Raw genomic sequence first — 16,638 nt, forward strand, 5'->3', positions numbered from 1 at the left:
TGTAACGTTTACTGAGGTGGGAACCCATGCTGAATCAACCCTAAAGGTTAGCTTCTCCCATACGTAGGTGTTGGATGATCCTGAGAACTAAAAGTGATGTGAAATCGGCTCACCCGCAATCGGCTCACCGTCTTAATAACAAAGAACTAAAAGTCGCGAAAATAACAAAACACTCGAAACTCGACTTTATACGTCTTAATAACAAAGAACTAAAAGGCATCAGGGGGATTAGAAGCGTGGTTCTTTTCACCGTCTTAATAACAAAGAACTAAAAGTTTCTTGGCTCATCATGGGACTCATGGTTCTCAATAGTCTTAATAACAAAGAACTAAAAGTAACGAAATGCATTGACTCTGAGCTTGAATATGTCTTAATAACAAAGAACTAAAAGAATTCGCATCCCCTATGATGCTGAGCTAATAGCGTCTTAATAACAAAGAACTAAAAGATTATTGTTAGTGATTACCAAAAAAATGCCCATGTCTTAATAACAAAGAACTAAAAGGCGTCAAAAGCCTTCACAACGGGGATGCTGAGTCTTAATAACAAAGAACTAAAAGTTTTTACCGGGCTGGCATTATTAACAAAAGACGTTTGTCTTAATAACAAAGAACTAAAAGTAGAAGTGCCGTTAGCTATCAGAGTGTCGCGTCTTAATAACAAAGAACTAAAAGCTTAGGATCCTAGTAACAAGAATTAAGAGTTATGTTCTTAATGAAAGCCGCCAGCCGCACTAACATCACATTATTCTTCCACTTAACGGATTGGAAAAATAGAAGACATATGAATATATGAAAATATGTTTGGTGTCCTCCCTACAGGAGCTCCTGTAATATTATATACCCTATTTATGTATCGCAAAATTGAGGTTTAAATTAAGGAGATATGTGCTGGTGGTTGGGTTGCGCATGGCTATGCATGTTCGTTTAGCGTCTACTAAACGAACACGTCCAGAAGCCGATTTTTCAAAAACCCACCTAGGCGCCGATTAATATGGGCATTTTCTGGACTTCGATTCCCGCTGTAGGCTGAGACTGAACCTGTGTCAGTAGTTTCAAATTCGGTTGAGAAGAGGGCTCTGGGCCTCCTCTCGCTTCAGGTTGGTTGTTACTTGAGTATCAGTTGGCTGGAAACTGTCTAAGGCCCTGAGACATCTTTTCGCTAAATGAACATTTTCTTCTGCTAGTTTGAGAGCGGCATTAGGATTTTTATAGGCAGAAGACAAACGTTCAGTTCCCAACTTTCGCTTGGATGAGTTTTGCGGCTTAACAACTATCCAGTTATCTTTATTTTTCCATCCTTCATTAGCTGTAGGAGTCTCTTTAATGCTTCAACCTCTTCGGCTGTGAAGTATAGGTCTTCCTCCTGGCTTGCGGCGGCTTCTATTGATAGGGCTAATCCGCATCTGTTGCATATCTTAGCCTCGATCGGATTTAGGAATCCGCATCTTGGGCAGGTCTTAGGCTTTATCATTGGCTCCTCATGCTCGGCCTCCCTTAAGCCGTATATGCCTAGAATGTCCTCGTCTATGTCTCTTCCGCTTAGGTGCACGTATATGCTGGGCATTCTGCTGCCCTGCCTCCAGCCGAAGTATGCGTTCATCTGGGCTTCAGTCAGCTTCTTAGCCAAAAATGTTGCCCTGCTATGTCGGAATGCGTGTGGATGAACATTCTTTTTTAAACCGGCTCTGGCAGCTGTCTCCTTCAGTATCTTGCTGAAGGCCCCGTAGCTGAGTGGCTTGCCATCGTGGAGTCCGCAGAATAAAGGCGCGTCCTTCCTATTCTTTTTCGGATGGTTCTGAATCCAGTTTAATAAATAGGGCATGGAGGCTACGACAGGCACGCGCCTAGATCCCGTCTTACCCTTAAGAATTAGGGTTACATACTTCTCGTTAAACTGCGCATCCGCTATGCGCATGGATGCTAGCTCGCCTATGCGCGCCCCACTCTCATACAGCGTGATTATGAACGCCTTGTCCCTTATGTTTGAGGCTGCCTCAACAAGGCGCATAACATCCTCCTCCGTTAGGAGCTCGCTCGGCAGCAGCGTATCCTTGCTCTTCAGGGTTGTTGTTATCCACTCCACCTCAGGCGGATACCTCTCCCCGTCCCCCTTCAACCACTTGAAAAACTTCTTTAAGACAACCTTATAATTCTGCTTTGTCCAAGCACTCAATCGCCTATTACGCTCAAGGCTGGCGACAAGCCGCTCAACATCCTCCCTAGTAACCTCCATGAAATCCTTCTGCATGAAACGGCTTACTCTAGCAAGCGTCTGCACATACTTGTAAACCCTAGCGGGACACAAGCCAGTGCTGAAGCAGTACTCCATAAAGCGCCTAATATGTTATGTTCAACATTAGCGTCAACAAAACCAGCATACTCACGGAGTCCACTCAGAAAACTCTCCAAGCGCCCCGGCAAATTATAAATGTCCCTTTCAGCAACCGCTCGCCCCATAAATAATGCTGTGAAATGATTCTGTCCTTAAACTTTTGGTTGGAGGCCGCCGCCGGGATTTGAACCCGGCCTCCGGGCTCCACAGGCCTATACCACCAGCATTACTATGCATGGTGTCCGTACGCTACCAGGATCCGCGACCTTAAACTGACTCATGTCTCTACGTTACGGCGGCCACCCACATACTTTTCTTTTGAAGATTTGGCTTTTAAGTATTTCTTAAGGTTAAGCATTTTTCGGGAAGATCCAAAAATATATTTGTGGTTTGAGAATATCTGATGATTGATGAGATTTAATGAGGGATGTATTATGAAGCTGGCAATACAGGAGAATTTAATTCCGGGGAAAACGTTTTTCGAGAAGCTTCAGAACGCGGAGAAATATGATTTTGACGGAGTTGAGGTCTGGGGAAACAATCTTCCACAACGGTTTAAAGAGATTAAAGATGCTTTAAGTGTATCAAGGGTTAAGATTTCGACTGTTTGCAGCGGATATGAGGGGGATCTTCTCGGGCCAGATCGCAGAATGAGAGAACTTGCTATCGAAGGTATAAAGGAGAGACTTAAACTTTGCGCAGATCTCGGGGGCGTCGGTGTGATAACTGTGCCAACTTTCGGCGGCCCAAAGATTACGGATCTATATCCATTGTATCCTGACGTTAAAGAGGTTGAGAAAAGGATCCTTATAGAGGAATGTAGGATTTTGGGTAAATGGGCTGGCGATGTCGGCGCATATGTTCTGCTTGAGCCTTTAAATCGTTATGAAACCCATCTAATTAACAGGCTTCAGCAAGCTGTTGAAGTATGTGAGGCTGTTGGAATGGAGCATATAAAAATCATGGCTGACTTCTTCCACATGAATATTGAAGAGGCGGACATAGCTAGAAGCATTGAAGCGGCTGACGGCTACATAATGCACGTTCACTTAGCAGACAGCAACCGACTACTACCGGGATATGGCCACACAGACTTTAAATCAGGCTTTGAGGCGCTTAAAAAGATCGGCTATAAGAATTTCATGGCTCTTGAATGCGGGATACCCGGAGACCCAGATATTGAATTACCAAAATGTGTAAAATACTTAAGGAGCCTAATTTAGAGGAAAAGGATTAAAAGTCGAGACTGTTCTGAGGATTGATTGGATTGGAGAAGACTCGTGTTGGATTTATAGGGTGCGGTGGTATAGCGTTAAGGCACATGGAAGAGATCGTTAAAATCCCCCATACTTCTCCAGTAGCGTTTTGTGACGTTGAGTTGAGCCGGGCAAAAGCGGCTGCTGATAAATTTGGTAGTGAGGGCGCGTTTATCTTTGAAAGGGCCGAGGAAATGTTCAGTAGAGTTGATCTCGACGCGGTTTACATCTGCGTTCCACCATATGCGCATGGCGCTGAGCTACTAGCCATAGAGCATAATGTGCCGTTCTTCGTCGAGAAGCCAGTAGATCTTTATCTTGAGAGGGCGAGAAGGATAGCCTCAGAAGTCGAAAGGAAAAAGATACTTACGAGCGTCGGCTACATGAACCGCTATAGGAGAGGAGTCCAGTTGGTTAGAGAGATACTTCGCGAGGACCCGCCAATACTGGTCTTAGGCGGCTGGATCGGTGGCACACCAAAGCCATCGCCGGATACACCAATATGGAGATGGTGGATAAGGAAGGAGAAAAGCGGAGGACAATTTCATGAGCAGGTGACGCATACAGTTGACTTAGCTAGATTTCTTTGCGGTGAAATAGAGGAGGTTCACGCTTACCCTGCAAAGGGCTTCAATAGAGATGTCCCGCCCGAATATAACGTCGAGGATGCGAGCGTGGTTAACGTGAAGTTTACTAGCGGAGCTGTTGGAAGCTTCTGGGCTTCCTGCTCATCTAATGCTGGCGGCGGAGTAACATTAAGCGTATACGCCAATAGGACAACAGCGTTATTTACCCGTTGGGAGCACGATTTGAAACTGTTGCGCCTAAACGCGGAACCATTAGAAATTCCCGGTGAACCAAACATATTTGAAATAGAGGATAGGGCCTTCATAGAAGCTGTACAATTAAATGATCCGTCTAAAATCTTATGCACGTACATGGATGGATTAAAAACGATGGAAGTAACTATAGCAGCTAACATATCTATGGAAACCGGGAAACCTGTTAGGCTTCCGTTACCCTAAATTGAGAAGACCTACGATTTCACTGCACTGGCTTCCATTATTCATTCTGGTTTCGGCGATATTTTAATCGCATAGGCTGGAGATTCTCTTACCGTATTGAGCGCCGGCCCTCTTAAAAAGTTCCGCCCATTCTCTGGGGTTCCACCTCTTACTCTCCTGATTAAAGGTTTGAGCGAATCTGTCATATGAGAAGCCCTCTCCATAAATTTTCAGGTGATAGTGGTGTGTTGGGCTGCCCCTAATTCTCATGGAGTTGAAGTACCACTCAGCATAAGGATTATTAGTGAACCAGAATTCCCATCCCCATTTAGAAACTACCTCCATTAGCTCACCGGTAAGGGGAGCCCAACCGGGTACGGAATATAGTCCCCAATGTACAAGTATTCCAAATTTAGCATCATGAAACCACTCTGAACATTTATGTTTCCTTATAGATCTTAAATCAGGTTTAAAAAGGGGGCCTATCAGCCATAGTTAACTCCTAACTTTTGTCGATCTAACATTAAAATTATCGTTTCAGCGCTTAAAATGATTTAATTAAAGTTATAAATAATACTTACGGTTCATAATCTTAATCTTAGTTTGAGGAGGATTAATAGATATGTCTTCTGAGGCAAGGTTTGAGGTTCCTGAAAGGTTAAGATGGTGGGTTGAGGCGAGGTTCGGCATGTTCATTCACTGGGGTCTATATGCTATTCCAGCTCGTGGAGAATGGGTCATGTTCTTTGAGCGCATACCGAAGTCCGAATATGCTAAGCTGGCTCGAAGGTTCAACCCCAAGAGATTTAATGCAGATGAGTGGGTTGCGTTAGCTGAGGAGGCTGGTATGCGCTACATGGTTCTAACAACTAGGCACCATGACGGGTTCTGTCTTTGGGATAGCCAAGTTTCAGATTTTACGTCCGTTAAAGCTACGCCGGCAAAGAGGGATTTTATAGCCGAATACGTTAAGGCTTGCCGCAAGGCTGGCATGCGAGTAGGATTCTATTATTCGCTCTTGGATTGGCGTTGGCCAGAGTACTGGGATGGACCAGCCAAAAATTCGGAGGGCTGGGCTAGGTTCCGCGATTACGTGCACGCCCAAGTCCGCGAGCTGATGACAAACTATGGTAAAATAGATATACTCTGGTATGATGGGGCATGGCCATATAAGGCTGAGGACTGGCAGTCGGAGCGTCTAAACACCATGGTTCGCAGCTTACAACCAGATATAATTATAAATAATCGCTCCGGTTTACCCGAGGACTTTGAGACCCCGGAGCAACACATAAGATACTATGATAGACCATGGGAGTCCTGCATGACTATAGATGAGTCTTGGTGGGGCTATCATGTCGGAGACAAGCATTTAAAGAGTCCGCTAGAAATTATTAGGCTGCTTGTCCGATGCGTCGCGGGAAACGGAAATCTGCTCCTCAACGTTGGGCCTAAAGCCGACGGAAGCATACCGGAAGCCTATAAGCGTAGGCTTAGAGCTGTTGGCGAATGGCTTAAACGGAATGGCGAATCAATCTACGGCGCTAGCGCAGCACCCTTTGGAGCGGCGCATTTGGGGCATGTTACGGCTAAGGGTAATAGGGTTTATTTGCATGTTTTCTATTGGCCGGGTAAAAGCGAGATATGTGTCGCTGGAATAAAGAATAGGGTTGTTGAAGCTAGCATGCTGGCAACTGGGAAAACATTGCCGTTTGAGCAGCGTGAAGATCGCTTATTTATTAAGGGGCTTCCGAGGAGAGCGCCTGATCCAATAGACACGGTTATTGCGATCGACCTTGAAGGTAAACCTGAAACCGTTTCGCCCTCATTCTGGATGAAATAAGCTGGATGAAAGCGTCTTTCTTAAAGTTAATTAACACCTAAACTCTTTTATTTTTCTCTATGAAGTATGTCGTTAGGGTTGAGGTTAAATTAAAGCCAGGTCACTCTGATCCTGAAGGTGAAACCACTAGAGACGCTCTTGTAGAGCTGAAGTACCCTGTTAAATCTGTTAGGGTCAGTAAGGTTTATGAGATAGTTTTTGAGGCAGAATCCGTCGATGATGCCAAAGTTATGGTTGAAGACATGTGTAAGAGGCTTCTCGCAAATCCCGTTAAAGATGACTATGAATACTATATAAAGGAAGCGTGAGACTATGAGGCAGATCTACATTAAAAGAGACGTGCCTTTTGATCTGTATGAAGTTAACCTGCTTGACGCTAGCGATGAAGATCTAGTGAAGATAAGTGATGAGATGGGTTTAGCTTTGAACCTGGAGGAGATGCAAGCCATAAAAACCTACTTTATGAAGAAACTTAGAAACCCAACTGATGTTGAGCTGCAGGCTATTGGGCAGACTTGGAGCGAACACTGTTTCCATAAAACCTTTAAGGGCTTAGTTATTCTTCCAGATGGGAGAAAAATTGACTCATTATTTAAAACATTTATAGCGAGAGTTACACGCGAGCTAAACAAGCCATGGTGTATATCGGTCTTTGAGGATAATGCCGGAATAATCCATTTCGAGGGCGACTATGGGATAGCGGTTAAAGTTGAAACCCATAATCACCCGTCAGCTATAGAACCATTTGGCGGCGCAGCAACCGGCGTTGGGGGAGTAATACGCGATATTCTCGGAGTTTGGGCTGATCCAATAGCGTGCACAGATGTCTTAGGTTTCGGCCCACTAGACTACGATTACGCTAAGATCCCGCCCGGGATAAAACATCCGAAATATATTTTTAGGGGCGTTATCGCGGGAATAGGGCATTATGGAAATAACATGGGTATACCGACAGTTAACGGAGCCATATATTTTGATGAGAGCTATGTGGGGAACGTAGTCGTATATTGTGGTTGTGTTGGCATACTGCCCATAAGCAGATATATTAAGAGGGCTAGGGCTGGAGATCATCTAGTTTTAGCCGGCGGCAGGACGGGTCGCGATGGAATACATGGCGTAACGTTCGCGTCACTAGAGTTAACTGAGAAGTCCGAGGAGACTGCTAGACCCGCTGTCCAGATAGCCAACCCGATAGAGGAGGAGAAGCTCAAGAGGGCAATAATATCTGTTAGGGATCTTGGTTTAGCATCTTCAATAACTGATTTAGGTGGAGGTGGTCTATCAAGCGCGATTGGCGAAACAGCGCATAAGTTTAACTGCGGCGCATATGTTGAACTTGATAAAGTCCCACTTAAGTATCCAAATATTGCGCCGTGGGAGATTTATATATCAGAGTCTCAAGAACGCATGCTCCTAACTGTCCCAGAAGAGAATTTAGACAGAGTCCTAGAAATTTTCCGCGATGAAGATGTTGAAGCAACATCATTAGGCAAGCTAACAGACGACAGGGTCTTAAAGATATTTTATAAGGGTTTTAATGTCGCAGACATTGACATACCATTTTTATTTAGTCCGCCTAGATCATGCAAGACAGCCATGTTTGTTAAGCCTAGACTTAAGGAGCCAGTCTTTGAGGAGCCAAAGGATTTAACAGATCCCCTTTTAAAGATACTCTCTTCACCGGGCGTCGCTAGTAAAGAATCCGTTGTAAGAACATATGATCATGAAGTTAAGGGGAACACTGTCCTAAAACCATTTTGTGGAAAGAATAATGGTCCGAGCGACGCAGCTGTCATAAAACCCTTAGATAATTCATGGAAGGGTGTTGTGATATCGTGTGGCATGAACCCACAGTATGGTAAAATCGACGCTTACTGGATGGCTGCTTCGGCTATTGATGAAGCCATAAGGAATAATGTGGCTGTTGGCGGCAGAAGGATAGCGTTACTTGACAATTTTGTTTGGGGTAACCCTGAGAAGCCCGATAGAATGGGGTCGCTTGTCAGGGCTTGTATGGCCTGCTATAAATTCGCTAGAGGCTTTAAAACACCGTTTATTTCTGGAAAAGATAGCCTATATAACGAGTCGCCGCTCGGCCCGGTTACGCCAACTCTTCTAATAACAGCTGTAGGGATTATACCCGACGTTAGGAGAATTGTTTCTATGGATTTAAAGGAGCCGGGGGATTTGCTCTATATCGTTGGGCGCACTTATGCTGAGCTCGGCGGGTCAGAATATTATAGGCTTCTAGGCTTTCTTGGAAAAACGGTTCCGAAAGTCAGGCTTAGGGAGGCTGAGCGAAACATGAAAGCGATAATTAGGGCTATTGATGGAGGATATGTAAGGGCGTGCCACGACTTATCCGAAGGAGGATTAGCGGTAGCTGCAGCCGAGATGGCTCTTGCTGGCGGACTAGGCTTAGAAATATGGTTGGAGAATGTTCCAAGGGCAAATGAGGTTTATAGAAGCGACTATATACTGTTCTCGGAGTCAAATAGCCGCTTCCTAGTGGAGGTCCCGGAGAAATATAGAGATAAGTTTGAGACAGCGGTTAGAGGGGCGGTTTACGAGCCGATAGGTCGGGTTAAAAGCGATAAATCATTCGTTATCTACGGATTCAACGGGAGACGCATTATAGAGGCGGATATAGATTCCCTAATAAACGCTTGGAAGAACCCTTTGGTTAGAGGCTGATTCTTCATGAAGATTAGGGATATAAGGGTCTGCATAGTTAGGGTTGGTGGAACAAACTGTGATGCTGAGACTAAAAGGGCATTTGAGGATCTTGGAGCTAAAGCGTCAATACACCACCTGAATGAAGTGTCTAGGAAGAGGAATCTATTAGACTACCATATACTAGTGTTTCCGGGAGGATTCTCATATGGTGATTATGTCAGGGCTGGAGCCATACTGGCTAAAACCGTGATGTCTAGGATTGGTAAAGAGATAAAATCCTTTATGGATGAAGGTAGACCGATACTTGGGATATGTAATGGTTTCCAAATTCTGGTTGAGGCCGGCTTGCTTCCGGGGTTAAATGGGATAAGCGCTTATCCGGAGGCCGCCTTAGCAACAAATATTCCGATAGGTTACAGATGCATGTGGGTTTATCTAAAGCATGAAGGTAACGGTAACTGCGCTTCAACATGGCTTATGCCTAAAAAGCGTATCCTCCGTATGCCAGTTGCCCACGCTGAGGGAAGATTCATCCTACCTGACGAGAAAATGCTAAATAGGCTCTTAGATAATGGGCAGATAATCCTAAGATACTGTGATGAGAATGGGGAATATGCTGAAGGGCGTTTCCCAGACAATCCGAACGGTTCGCTTTTCGATATAGCTGGCATATGTAACCCAGACGGCACAGTGTTTGGTTTAATGCCACATCCAGAGAGAGCATATTACGGCTGGCAGCTACCAGACTGGACTAGAATGGGGAAGCCGCCAAAGTACGGGGATGGTAAACTAATATTTGAATCTCTAGTGAAATATGTTGCAAAGAAGTTTTAAGAAGCGAACGACCCTTAAAATCAATGCAGCTGAAAACGAATAAGATTTTTAGAGGCAAATTTAATACAACGCATTATTCAACTCAGAGAGCTTGAGGTGATAAGAGAATGAATGAAAAAACCGAAAACTTGGAGGTCAAAGCTGTGTTAGTTGGGGTTGGGGCAATAGGCTGCGAAATAGGTAGGCTTCTATTAAGAAAAAAAGGCGTAAAAATAGTCGGAGCCGTGGACGCCGCGCCAAATAAAGCTGGCAGAGATTTGGGTGAGGTTATGGGGCTCAATGAAAAGCTTGGGATAACGGTTCTTAAAGATATCAGTGAATTAAACGTTAAAGCGGACATAGCTATACATGCAACTGTGTACGCTTTAGGTAAGGCTTATCCGCAGATAATTGAACTAGTTAAGCGGGGTCTTAACGTCATATCGACGTGTGAGGAATTATCTTATCCATTCATTGTGAGCGAAGAGCTTTCAAAGAACATTGATGATTTAGCTAGAAAGCATGGCGTTACGGTGCTCGGAACTGGAATAAACCCTGGCTTCTTAATGGACACTCTTGTAATATTGCTGACAACGGTATGTCAAGATATTAAACGCATATATGTGGAAAGAGTTATGGATGCCGCCAAGCGCAGATTGCCTTTTCAGATTAAAATCGGGGCAGGTTTAAGCGTTGAAGAGTTCAAGGAGAAGATTTCCAGAGGCGATATAACCGGGCACGTTGGTCTAAAGCAGTCCATCGCGATGATAGCTGATGCTTTAGGCTTAAGACTAGAGAGGATAGAGGAAGAACCCATAGTGCCAATAGTGGCGGAAAGCGAGGTGAAAAGCGATTTCATAACCGTGAAGCCGAGCTCAGTAGCGGGTTTACTCCAACGGGCCCATGGAGTTATTAACGGTGAACAAATGATAACTTTATCCTTTAAGGCTTATATTGGAGCAGACGAAGAATATGATTCAATAATTATCGATGGCGTACCCTCAGTTAATGAGAAGATATCTCCATGCGTTCATGGAGACAAAGGTACAGCGGCCGTAATCGTGAACATGATACCCAGAGTTATTAATGCGCCTCCCGGACTGAAGACCATGAAAGACCTTCAAGTCCCATCAGCTATTCTAGGGGACATGAGAGCGTTTATAATGGGAAAACGTTAAGGTTACTGTTGAGTGGTGGCACCGTTGAAAAGAATCAGTTTTAAAGATATTGGTTTAAGGTATACTTTAAGCCCATATGAAAAACCAGTAAGCTACGTGAAACCCGGTGAAACAATAGTTATTGAAGTTGAAGATGCTTCATCGGGACAGATTAGGAAAGAAAGCGATTTAAGGGATAGAGGCAAGGTTCCCTTTGGAAACCCTCTAGTTGGACCAATATATGTTGAGGGGGCCAAACCGGGCGGGTCAATTATTGTATCAATAAGGGAGATTAAGCCGACAATAGGACAGGGAGCGATATATTCTTCAGAGTTCAATGAGAGATATCTCACAGAGATTCCCATACTAAGGTTTATGGGAACCGCTTTTCCACGTAAAACAAAAATATGTAAGATCGTGGGCAACATGATCTTATTCAACAGCCTGAAGCTTCCCTATAAGCCCATGGTTGGCACAATAGGAACGGCGCCACACCCACAGGTTGATAGCATCTCTTCAAGCATGCTTCCCGGAAGGCATGGTGGAAACATGGATCTGCCAGATGTTTGCCCTGATAGCAGAGTGAGCCTGCCAGTATTTCACGAGGGCGCCTTACTCTACGTAGGGGACGCGCATGCGATACAGGGTGATGGCGAAATATTTGGCACAGCGGTTGAAATGCCTGCTGAAATAACTTTAGAAATCGGGGTTTCAGAGGAAAGCATAAGCTGGCCGAGGATAGAGAATGAAAAAGAGGTCATGTGCGTTGCTACTACAAGCGCTGGGAGGAGCCTCGAGGATGCTATAAAAATAGCCTTTTTGGAGCTGGTCACTTGGATGGAAGAGAAGTATGGTATAAGTAGACTCGAAGGGTTAATGCTATGTTCCTTAGTTGGAAGGATTAGTGTTGGAAACCTGTGGACCGTTGCGGCGAAGATTGAGAAGAAGTATTTGGAGTTAAGCGCTAGCAAATGATCCTAGACAAAAATATTCACGCGAGATGTTCGGCAACATTAACTGCTCCGCCTTTTAATTAATTTATCGAGAGGAGCTAAAATATTGACGCATTTAGTAGACTTATTTGAGAGAAAAAAGAAGATTAAAGCGGATCTAGAAGATAAATTAAGCTCCGACTCTAGGAGGATTGCCAGCGAGGATTCTCATTCAAAGAGGATGCCTAGGCCTTGCGGCATGACTATACATACTGGTGTTGGCTGCAGCTATCTATGCGCTTATTGTTACATATATGATATGGGTTTTTCAGCCATACCTAAACCATATCCTTTAGAGCCTGAAGAGATCGCTTACGCTCTCTCATTGAATCCATATATAATTCCTGAGAAGACTCTGGCCGCATATGGCTCGGTAACTGAGCCTTTTCTACCTGAAACAGCCAGCAGGGCAATAGAATATATGAGGGAGATTTGGAGATGGCTGAAAATGCCCGCTCAATTATCAACAAAATCTTTTTTAACGGATGAAATTATCTCTGGCATTTCAGCCAGCGACCCGAACACTAATGTGCTCATAACCATCATTACGTTTTCTAATAGGAGGTTAGAGCCAAAGGCTCCAGATCCATTAAGAAGAATTGAAGGAGCCGAGAGAGCTTTAAAGAGGGGTTTAAAGGTATCATTATTTATTAGACCAATAATTCCCGGAGTAACTGATAAAGAAGCTGATAAAATACTTACTTTTGCCGCTAACAAAGGTATAAAATCGGTTGTTCTGGGGTCTCTAAGAGCTACTGAAAGGATCATTAGAAGACTTGAGAGAAGCGGGGTTAGAAGGGAGGAGATCGAGAAAAGGTTAGTTAAGCCGTTTAAAGGCAAAGAACAGATTGAAGTGAAATCTTTAGACTTAAAGAACAAAATTAGGGAGGCGGCAGAGAATTTAGGGTTAAAAGTCTTTAGGGCTGCGTGTGAAGCAAATACCTATTATCATGGACAGTATTGTGCAATGTGTAATTTAGGGCCTTGTAACGCAGATATGAAGCGAGAAGATTTGGAGGAAAGCGCTGTTAGAGATCTTCTAGAGTATTTAGGTGTATCGTGCTCTAGCGTTGAGGTGGACGACAGGGTCATAAAGATCCAGTTAAAGAAAGCGTGTGTAGACTGGCGTGCAAAATATCTTATAGGTGTTACGACACATCGGAAAGTAATTTTTAACAAAATATAATTTTATCTTTTGTCGCTTAAAGATCTGCGTCGAAATGTAGTTAAATTTATTTAAAAGTCCTAGAAAAATAGTATTTGGGGAGAATTATAAGAATGCGCAAGAAGGAGAGAATAAAGTATCAGCCTGTACCTGTAAGGGAAATTCTTCTGGAGATGAAGAATCTCTCTGAGCTAATGATTGATCTAGCCTATTCTGCGGCATTGTTTAACGATCGGGACTTAGCGGAAGATGTCATTGAGCTGGAAGAGAAGGTTGATACTCTCGCCTTCCTCTTAAACATGGAGATAATGATAGCGGCTAGGGATGCCGAGGATGCAAGAATGCTTTCTGGGGTCGCTAAGGTTGCTTCGGCTGCAGATAAAATTTCTGATGCCGCTGGTGATATAGCTGCCATAATTTTACAGGAAATTGGCGTCCACCCGATTATAACTGAGATCTTTGAGAAAGTTGGAGAGAGACTGTCGAGAATAAAGGTTCCATCAGATTCACCAATCATAGGTAATAGACTGATTGATTTGGATCCAGCTTCAATGGGAGTAGATGTGATAGCTATTCGTAGAAATAAAGACTGGATAATAAATCCCGGGAATTATGAGAAAATAAGGGATGGCGACGTTTTAATTGTGCGGGGTGTCTCCGCAGGGATAAATGGTCTGAAAGAGAAAATTGGTGAAAAGCTCTTAAAGAGCGAGGAGGCGATGCTTAAGGAGTTAAGGGGTGAAAAATGGTTTAGGGAAATAGTTGAGCGGTTTGTTGAGCTCAAAGATATCTCTGAGCTGATGATAGCTTTGGCCTACTCAGCGCTCGTGATGAATAGTAGAGATCTGGCGGAAGAAGTGCATGCGCTTGAAGAATACGTTGATAAGATGCATACGGACTTTGAATTACTGGTTTTATCAAGCAAACTTGATGAGAGCGACGTCAAGGGGACTCTTGGCCTCATAAGGCTTGGTGTTGCCGCAGAGAAGATATCTGACGCGGCGGCCGAGATAGCTGAAGTTATTCTAAGGGAGATTGAGCCGCATCCCATTATTAAGATAGCTATAAGGGATGCGGAAGAGACAATAGTATATGTTCGAGTTAGCGCGAAGTCGCCGCTAGTGAATAAAATGTTAAAGGAAGCTCGTATACCAGAGGAGACAGGGATGTGGGTTCTCGCCATAAAGAGGGACAACAAGTGTATAAGGCCGAAACCTGATACGAAGATTGAGGCTGGTGACATCCTAATAGCGTCTGGTTACTCGAATGGGAAGGAGGATTTGATTAAATTAGCGTCCCCCGAATCTAATCACTTAGATACGGAAATAGGCGTTTGGGAAGAAAACTCATAAACGCATCCCACCATATTGCCAGGCGTTTTCCACGTTAAGAAAGTTATCTGAAAATAAGAGCCTAAGGGTTAAAGCATATGTGTAGCGTAAATTAGCGCTGCCGTTCCAATCAAATTTATGAATATGTCTAATGACGGTCCGGCGGCATCTTTTAGTGGGTCGCCGACAGCATCGCCTATAACTGATGCTACATATGCTGCGTCTTCTTTCTCTTTTCTTTCACTTGTCTCAATACGTTTTTTAGCGTTATCCCATGCTGCACCACTTATACACATGAGTAAGGAGAGCGGTAATGTTGTAACGAGATTCCCGACGATGAAGCCTCCCATAGCTTCTGGGCCTAGGAGCAATCCGACCATGAATGGCGCAATGACTGAGAGTATCGCTGGATAAAACATTCCTTTTAGGGCGGCTTTCGAGCTTATGTTTATGCATTGTATGTAGTGAGGTTTACGCCTACTTTCTTTGCGTTTAGAGTTGCCTCCAAGTTGTCTTCGAATAGATTCGATCATTATATGGGCGGCTTTACTAACCGCTCTTATCACCAGCGAGCAGAGGACGAATGAAAGGGAGCCGCCGATAAGCATCCCGGCTACCACCACCGGATTTACCACATTGACAGCATTTAGTTTTGCAGCGCTCAAGTAAGCTGAGAAGATTGCGACCTGTGCTAACGCTGAGGTTCCAATCGCGTAAACCTTACATGTCGCCTTAGTCATATTGCCAATGGAGTCAAGCACATCCATTGTCCTACGCAGATCCGCATCGATCTTTGACATTGTTATTAAGCCATTTGCATTATCAACTATGGGCCCATAAGCCGATATCGAGACAAACGTCGCCATAGTGGATAAGAAGCCGATGGCTGAAAGTGTTATGCCATATAATCCCTCAAAATAATATGCTAGGAGGATAACCGCCGAAAGCGTCAAGGTAGGCATCAAAACCGCCTCTAAACCTGCGGATAGACCGGTCAGAACATTTATTGCGGGTCCTGATTTAGAAGCGAGCACGACGTTTTTAACAACTTTTCCTTCAGGTGAAGTGTAGCGATTGGTTATTTGGGCTAGCAGCAATATTGCTATAATCCCCACAAGCGTTGCATAGAAAGCCTTTAAATCACCAAAAAGTATTTGCGATATTACGGCTGAGGATATGGACGCAAAGAGCGCTGGAATATATATCCCCAAATATACGGATCTTTTCAAGTCTCTGCTTAGAGCTCTAGACAGAAAGAGGCCTATTGCCGAAGATACGAGGCCGGCTCCTAGAACTAGTAGTGGATAAGTTAGCCCCGCGACGCCGCGTATCGACGCCCCAAGTATCATCGCTGCGATAAGTGCGCAGACATAAGACTGAAAAACGTCTGAGCCGGTGCCAGCAACGTCGCCGACGTTATCGCCAACCTGATCCGCGATCACGGCTGGATTACGTGGATCATCTTCAGGGAGCCCTATCTCAATCTTGCCGACTAGATCTGCGCTTATATCTGCTGCTTTAGTGTATATTCCTCCACCTACCCGTGCAAATAATCCCGTTAAGCTCGCTCCAAAGCCTAAGCCAACTAGGTTTTCTGGGCTTTCGCATCCAAAAGCTGAAAATATTAGGTATAGTCCACTAACAACTAATAGGCCGAATCCGGTTAATAGTAAACCTGTGGATATGCCGCCTTCAAAGGCTATCGCGAAGGCTTCTTTGAAACCTTCTTTTGCGGCTTCAGCAGTTCTAGAGTTTGTATTGATGGCTATTAACGTACCCAGATATGCTGAGAGGGCTGAAAAAGCTGATCCTATGGAGAAAGTTATGGCTATAGATAGGTTAAAGAATAAGCCCACCACTATAGCTAAAATTACGCTGAATACAAAAACCGCCAAAAACTGCTGGTTTAAGTAGGTTACAGCCCCATCCCTAATGATTTTTGAGATCGCATATATTTTTTCAGAAATATCGCGTCTTCGGAGAATGTTATAGACTAGGAAAATGGAGAAAACTTGAGCAAGAGCGCCCGCTATAGGAGCTATCAGCATTATCATATTCAAGCCGCTCAAT

At 44.2% G+C, this 16,638-nt stretch carries 13 protein-coding genes, 1 tRNA gene and 1 CRISPR repeat array; of the genes, 10 read left to right on the forward strand and 4 right to left on the reverse strand.

All coding sequences use genetic code 11. The annotated features are described in order from the left end of the window. Window positions 1-70 precede the first annotated feature (70 nt). Window positions 71-674: a CRISPR direct-repeat array (repeat unit 24 nt; unit sequence GTCTTAATAACAAAGAACTAAAAG). Between the two features lie 598 nt (window positions 675-1,272). Beyond that, window positions 1,273-2,331, reverse strand: coding sequence for a site-specific integrase (locus tag QXR61_07615; protein ID MEM3757814.1), 1,059 nt, complete (start codon window positions 2,329-2,331; stop codon window positions 1,273-1,275). Window positions 2,332-2,503: 172 nt separating this feature from the next. Then, a tRNA-His gene (locus QXR61_07620) sits at window positions 2,504-2,634 on the reverse strand. Window positions 2,635-2,768: 134 nt separating this feature from the next. Here QXR61_07620 and QXR61_07625 point away from each other — a divergent pair. Together QXR61_07625 and QXR61_07630 are read left to right on the forward strand one after the other, a co-directional pair. Next, entirely contained in the window at window positions 2,769-3,557 is a 789-nt protein-coding gene (locus tag QXR61_07625; GenBank protein ID MEM3757815.1) for a sugar phosphate isomerase/epimerase family protein, read from the forward strand. A 35-nt stretch (window positions 3,558-3,592) separates the two neighbouring features. Next, a complete protein-coding gene (locus QXR61_07630; GenBank protein ID MEM3757816.1) occupies window positions 3,593-4,615 on the forward strand; it encodes a Gfo/Idh/MocA family oxidoreductase in 1,023 nt (340 codons plus the stop codon). 63 nt (window positions 4,616-4,678) lie between these two features. On the opposite strand, the gene QXR61_07635 is transcribed toward QXR61_07630, so the two are convergent. Then, window positions 4,679-5,083, reverse strand: a complete 405-nt coding sequence (locus QXR61_07635) for an alpha-L-fucosidase (GenBank protein ID MEM3757817.1) — start codon at window positions 5,081-5,083, stop codon at window positions 4,679-4,681. 133 nt (window positions 5,084-5,216) lie between these two features. On the opposite strand from QXR61_07635, the gene QXR61_07640 reads away from it, so the two are divergent. The 8 genes from QXR61_07640 (at window position 5,217) to QXR61_07675 (ending at window position 14,589) form a co-directional block, all read left to right on the forward strand. Beyond that, entirely contained in the window at window positions 5,217-6,434 is a 1,218-nt protein-coding gene (locus tag QXR61_07640) for an alpha-L-fucosidase (protein MEM3757818.1), read from the forward strand. A 59-nt stretch (window positions 6,435-6,493) separates the two neighbouring features. Then, window positions 6,494-6,742 carry a phosphoribosylformylglycinamidine synthase subunit PurS gene (purS, locus tag QXR61_07645; protein ID MEM3757819.1) on the forward strand — a complete coding sequence of 83 codons (249 nt, stop codon included), beginning with the start codon at window positions 6,494-6,496 and terminating at the stop codon, window positions 6,740-6,742. A 4-nt stretch (window positions 6,743-6,746) separates the two neighbouring features. Beyond that, a complete protein-coding gene (purL, locus tag QXR61_07650) occupies window positions 6,747-9,128 on the forward strand; it encodes a phosphoribosylformylglycinamidine synthase subunit PurL (GenBank protein MEM3757820.1) in 2,382 nt (793 codons plus the stop codon). Between the two features lie 6 nt (window positions 9,129-9,134). Continuing rightward, entirely contained in the window at window positions 9,135-9,944 is an 810-nt protein-coding gene (gene purQ / locus QXR61_07655) for a phosphoribosylformylglycinamidine synthase subunit PurQ (GenBank protein ID MEM3757821.1), read from the forward strand. 107 nt (window positions 9,945-10,051) lie between these two features. Beyond that, complete coding sequence (locus QXR61_07660) at window positions 10,052-11,101, forward strand: hypothetical protein (GenBank protein MEM3757822.1); 1,050 nt, start codon at window positions 10,052-10,054, stop codon at window positions 11,099-11,101. Window positions 11,102-11,125: 24 nt separating this feature from the next. Further along, window positions 11,126-12,055, forward strand: coding sequence for an acetamidase/formamidase family protein (locus tag QXR61_07665; protein ID MEM3757823.1), 930 nt, complete (start codon window positions 11,126-11,128; stop codon window positions 12,053-12,055). 84 nt (window positions 12,056-12,139) lie between these two features. Continuing rightward, on the forward strand, window positions 12,140-13,258 hold the full coding sequence (locus tag QXR61_07670) for a radical SAM protein (protein MEM3757824.1): 1,119 nt from the start codon (window positions 12,140-12,142) through the stop codon (window positions 13,256-13,258). Between the two features lie 92 nt (window positions 13,259-13,350). Then, window positions 13,351-14,589: a TrkA C-terminal domain-containing protein gene (locus QXR61_07675; protein MEM3757825.1), complete on the forward strand. Its 1,239-nt coding sequence runs from the start codon at window positions 13,351-13,353 to the stop codon at window positions 14,587-14,589. A 68-nt stretch (window positions 14,590-14,657) separates the two neighbouring features. Here QXR61_07675 and QXR61_07680 read toward each other — a convergent pair whose 3' ends face one another. Continuing rightward, the gene (locus tag QXR61_07680; GenBank protein MEM3757826.1) at window positions 14,658-16,637 is read right to left on the reverse strand and encodes a sodium-translocating pyrophosphatase; all 1,980 of its coding nucleotides are present in this window, start codon (window positions 16,635-16,637) and stop codon (window positions 14,658-14,660) included. Window position 16,638: the final 1 nt, after the last annotated feature.

Source organism: Candidatus Bathyarchaeia archaeon, from assembly GCA_038882715.1.
Classification (GTDB): Archaea; Thermoproteota; Bathyarchaeia; order Bathyarchaeales; family DTEX01; genus DTEX01.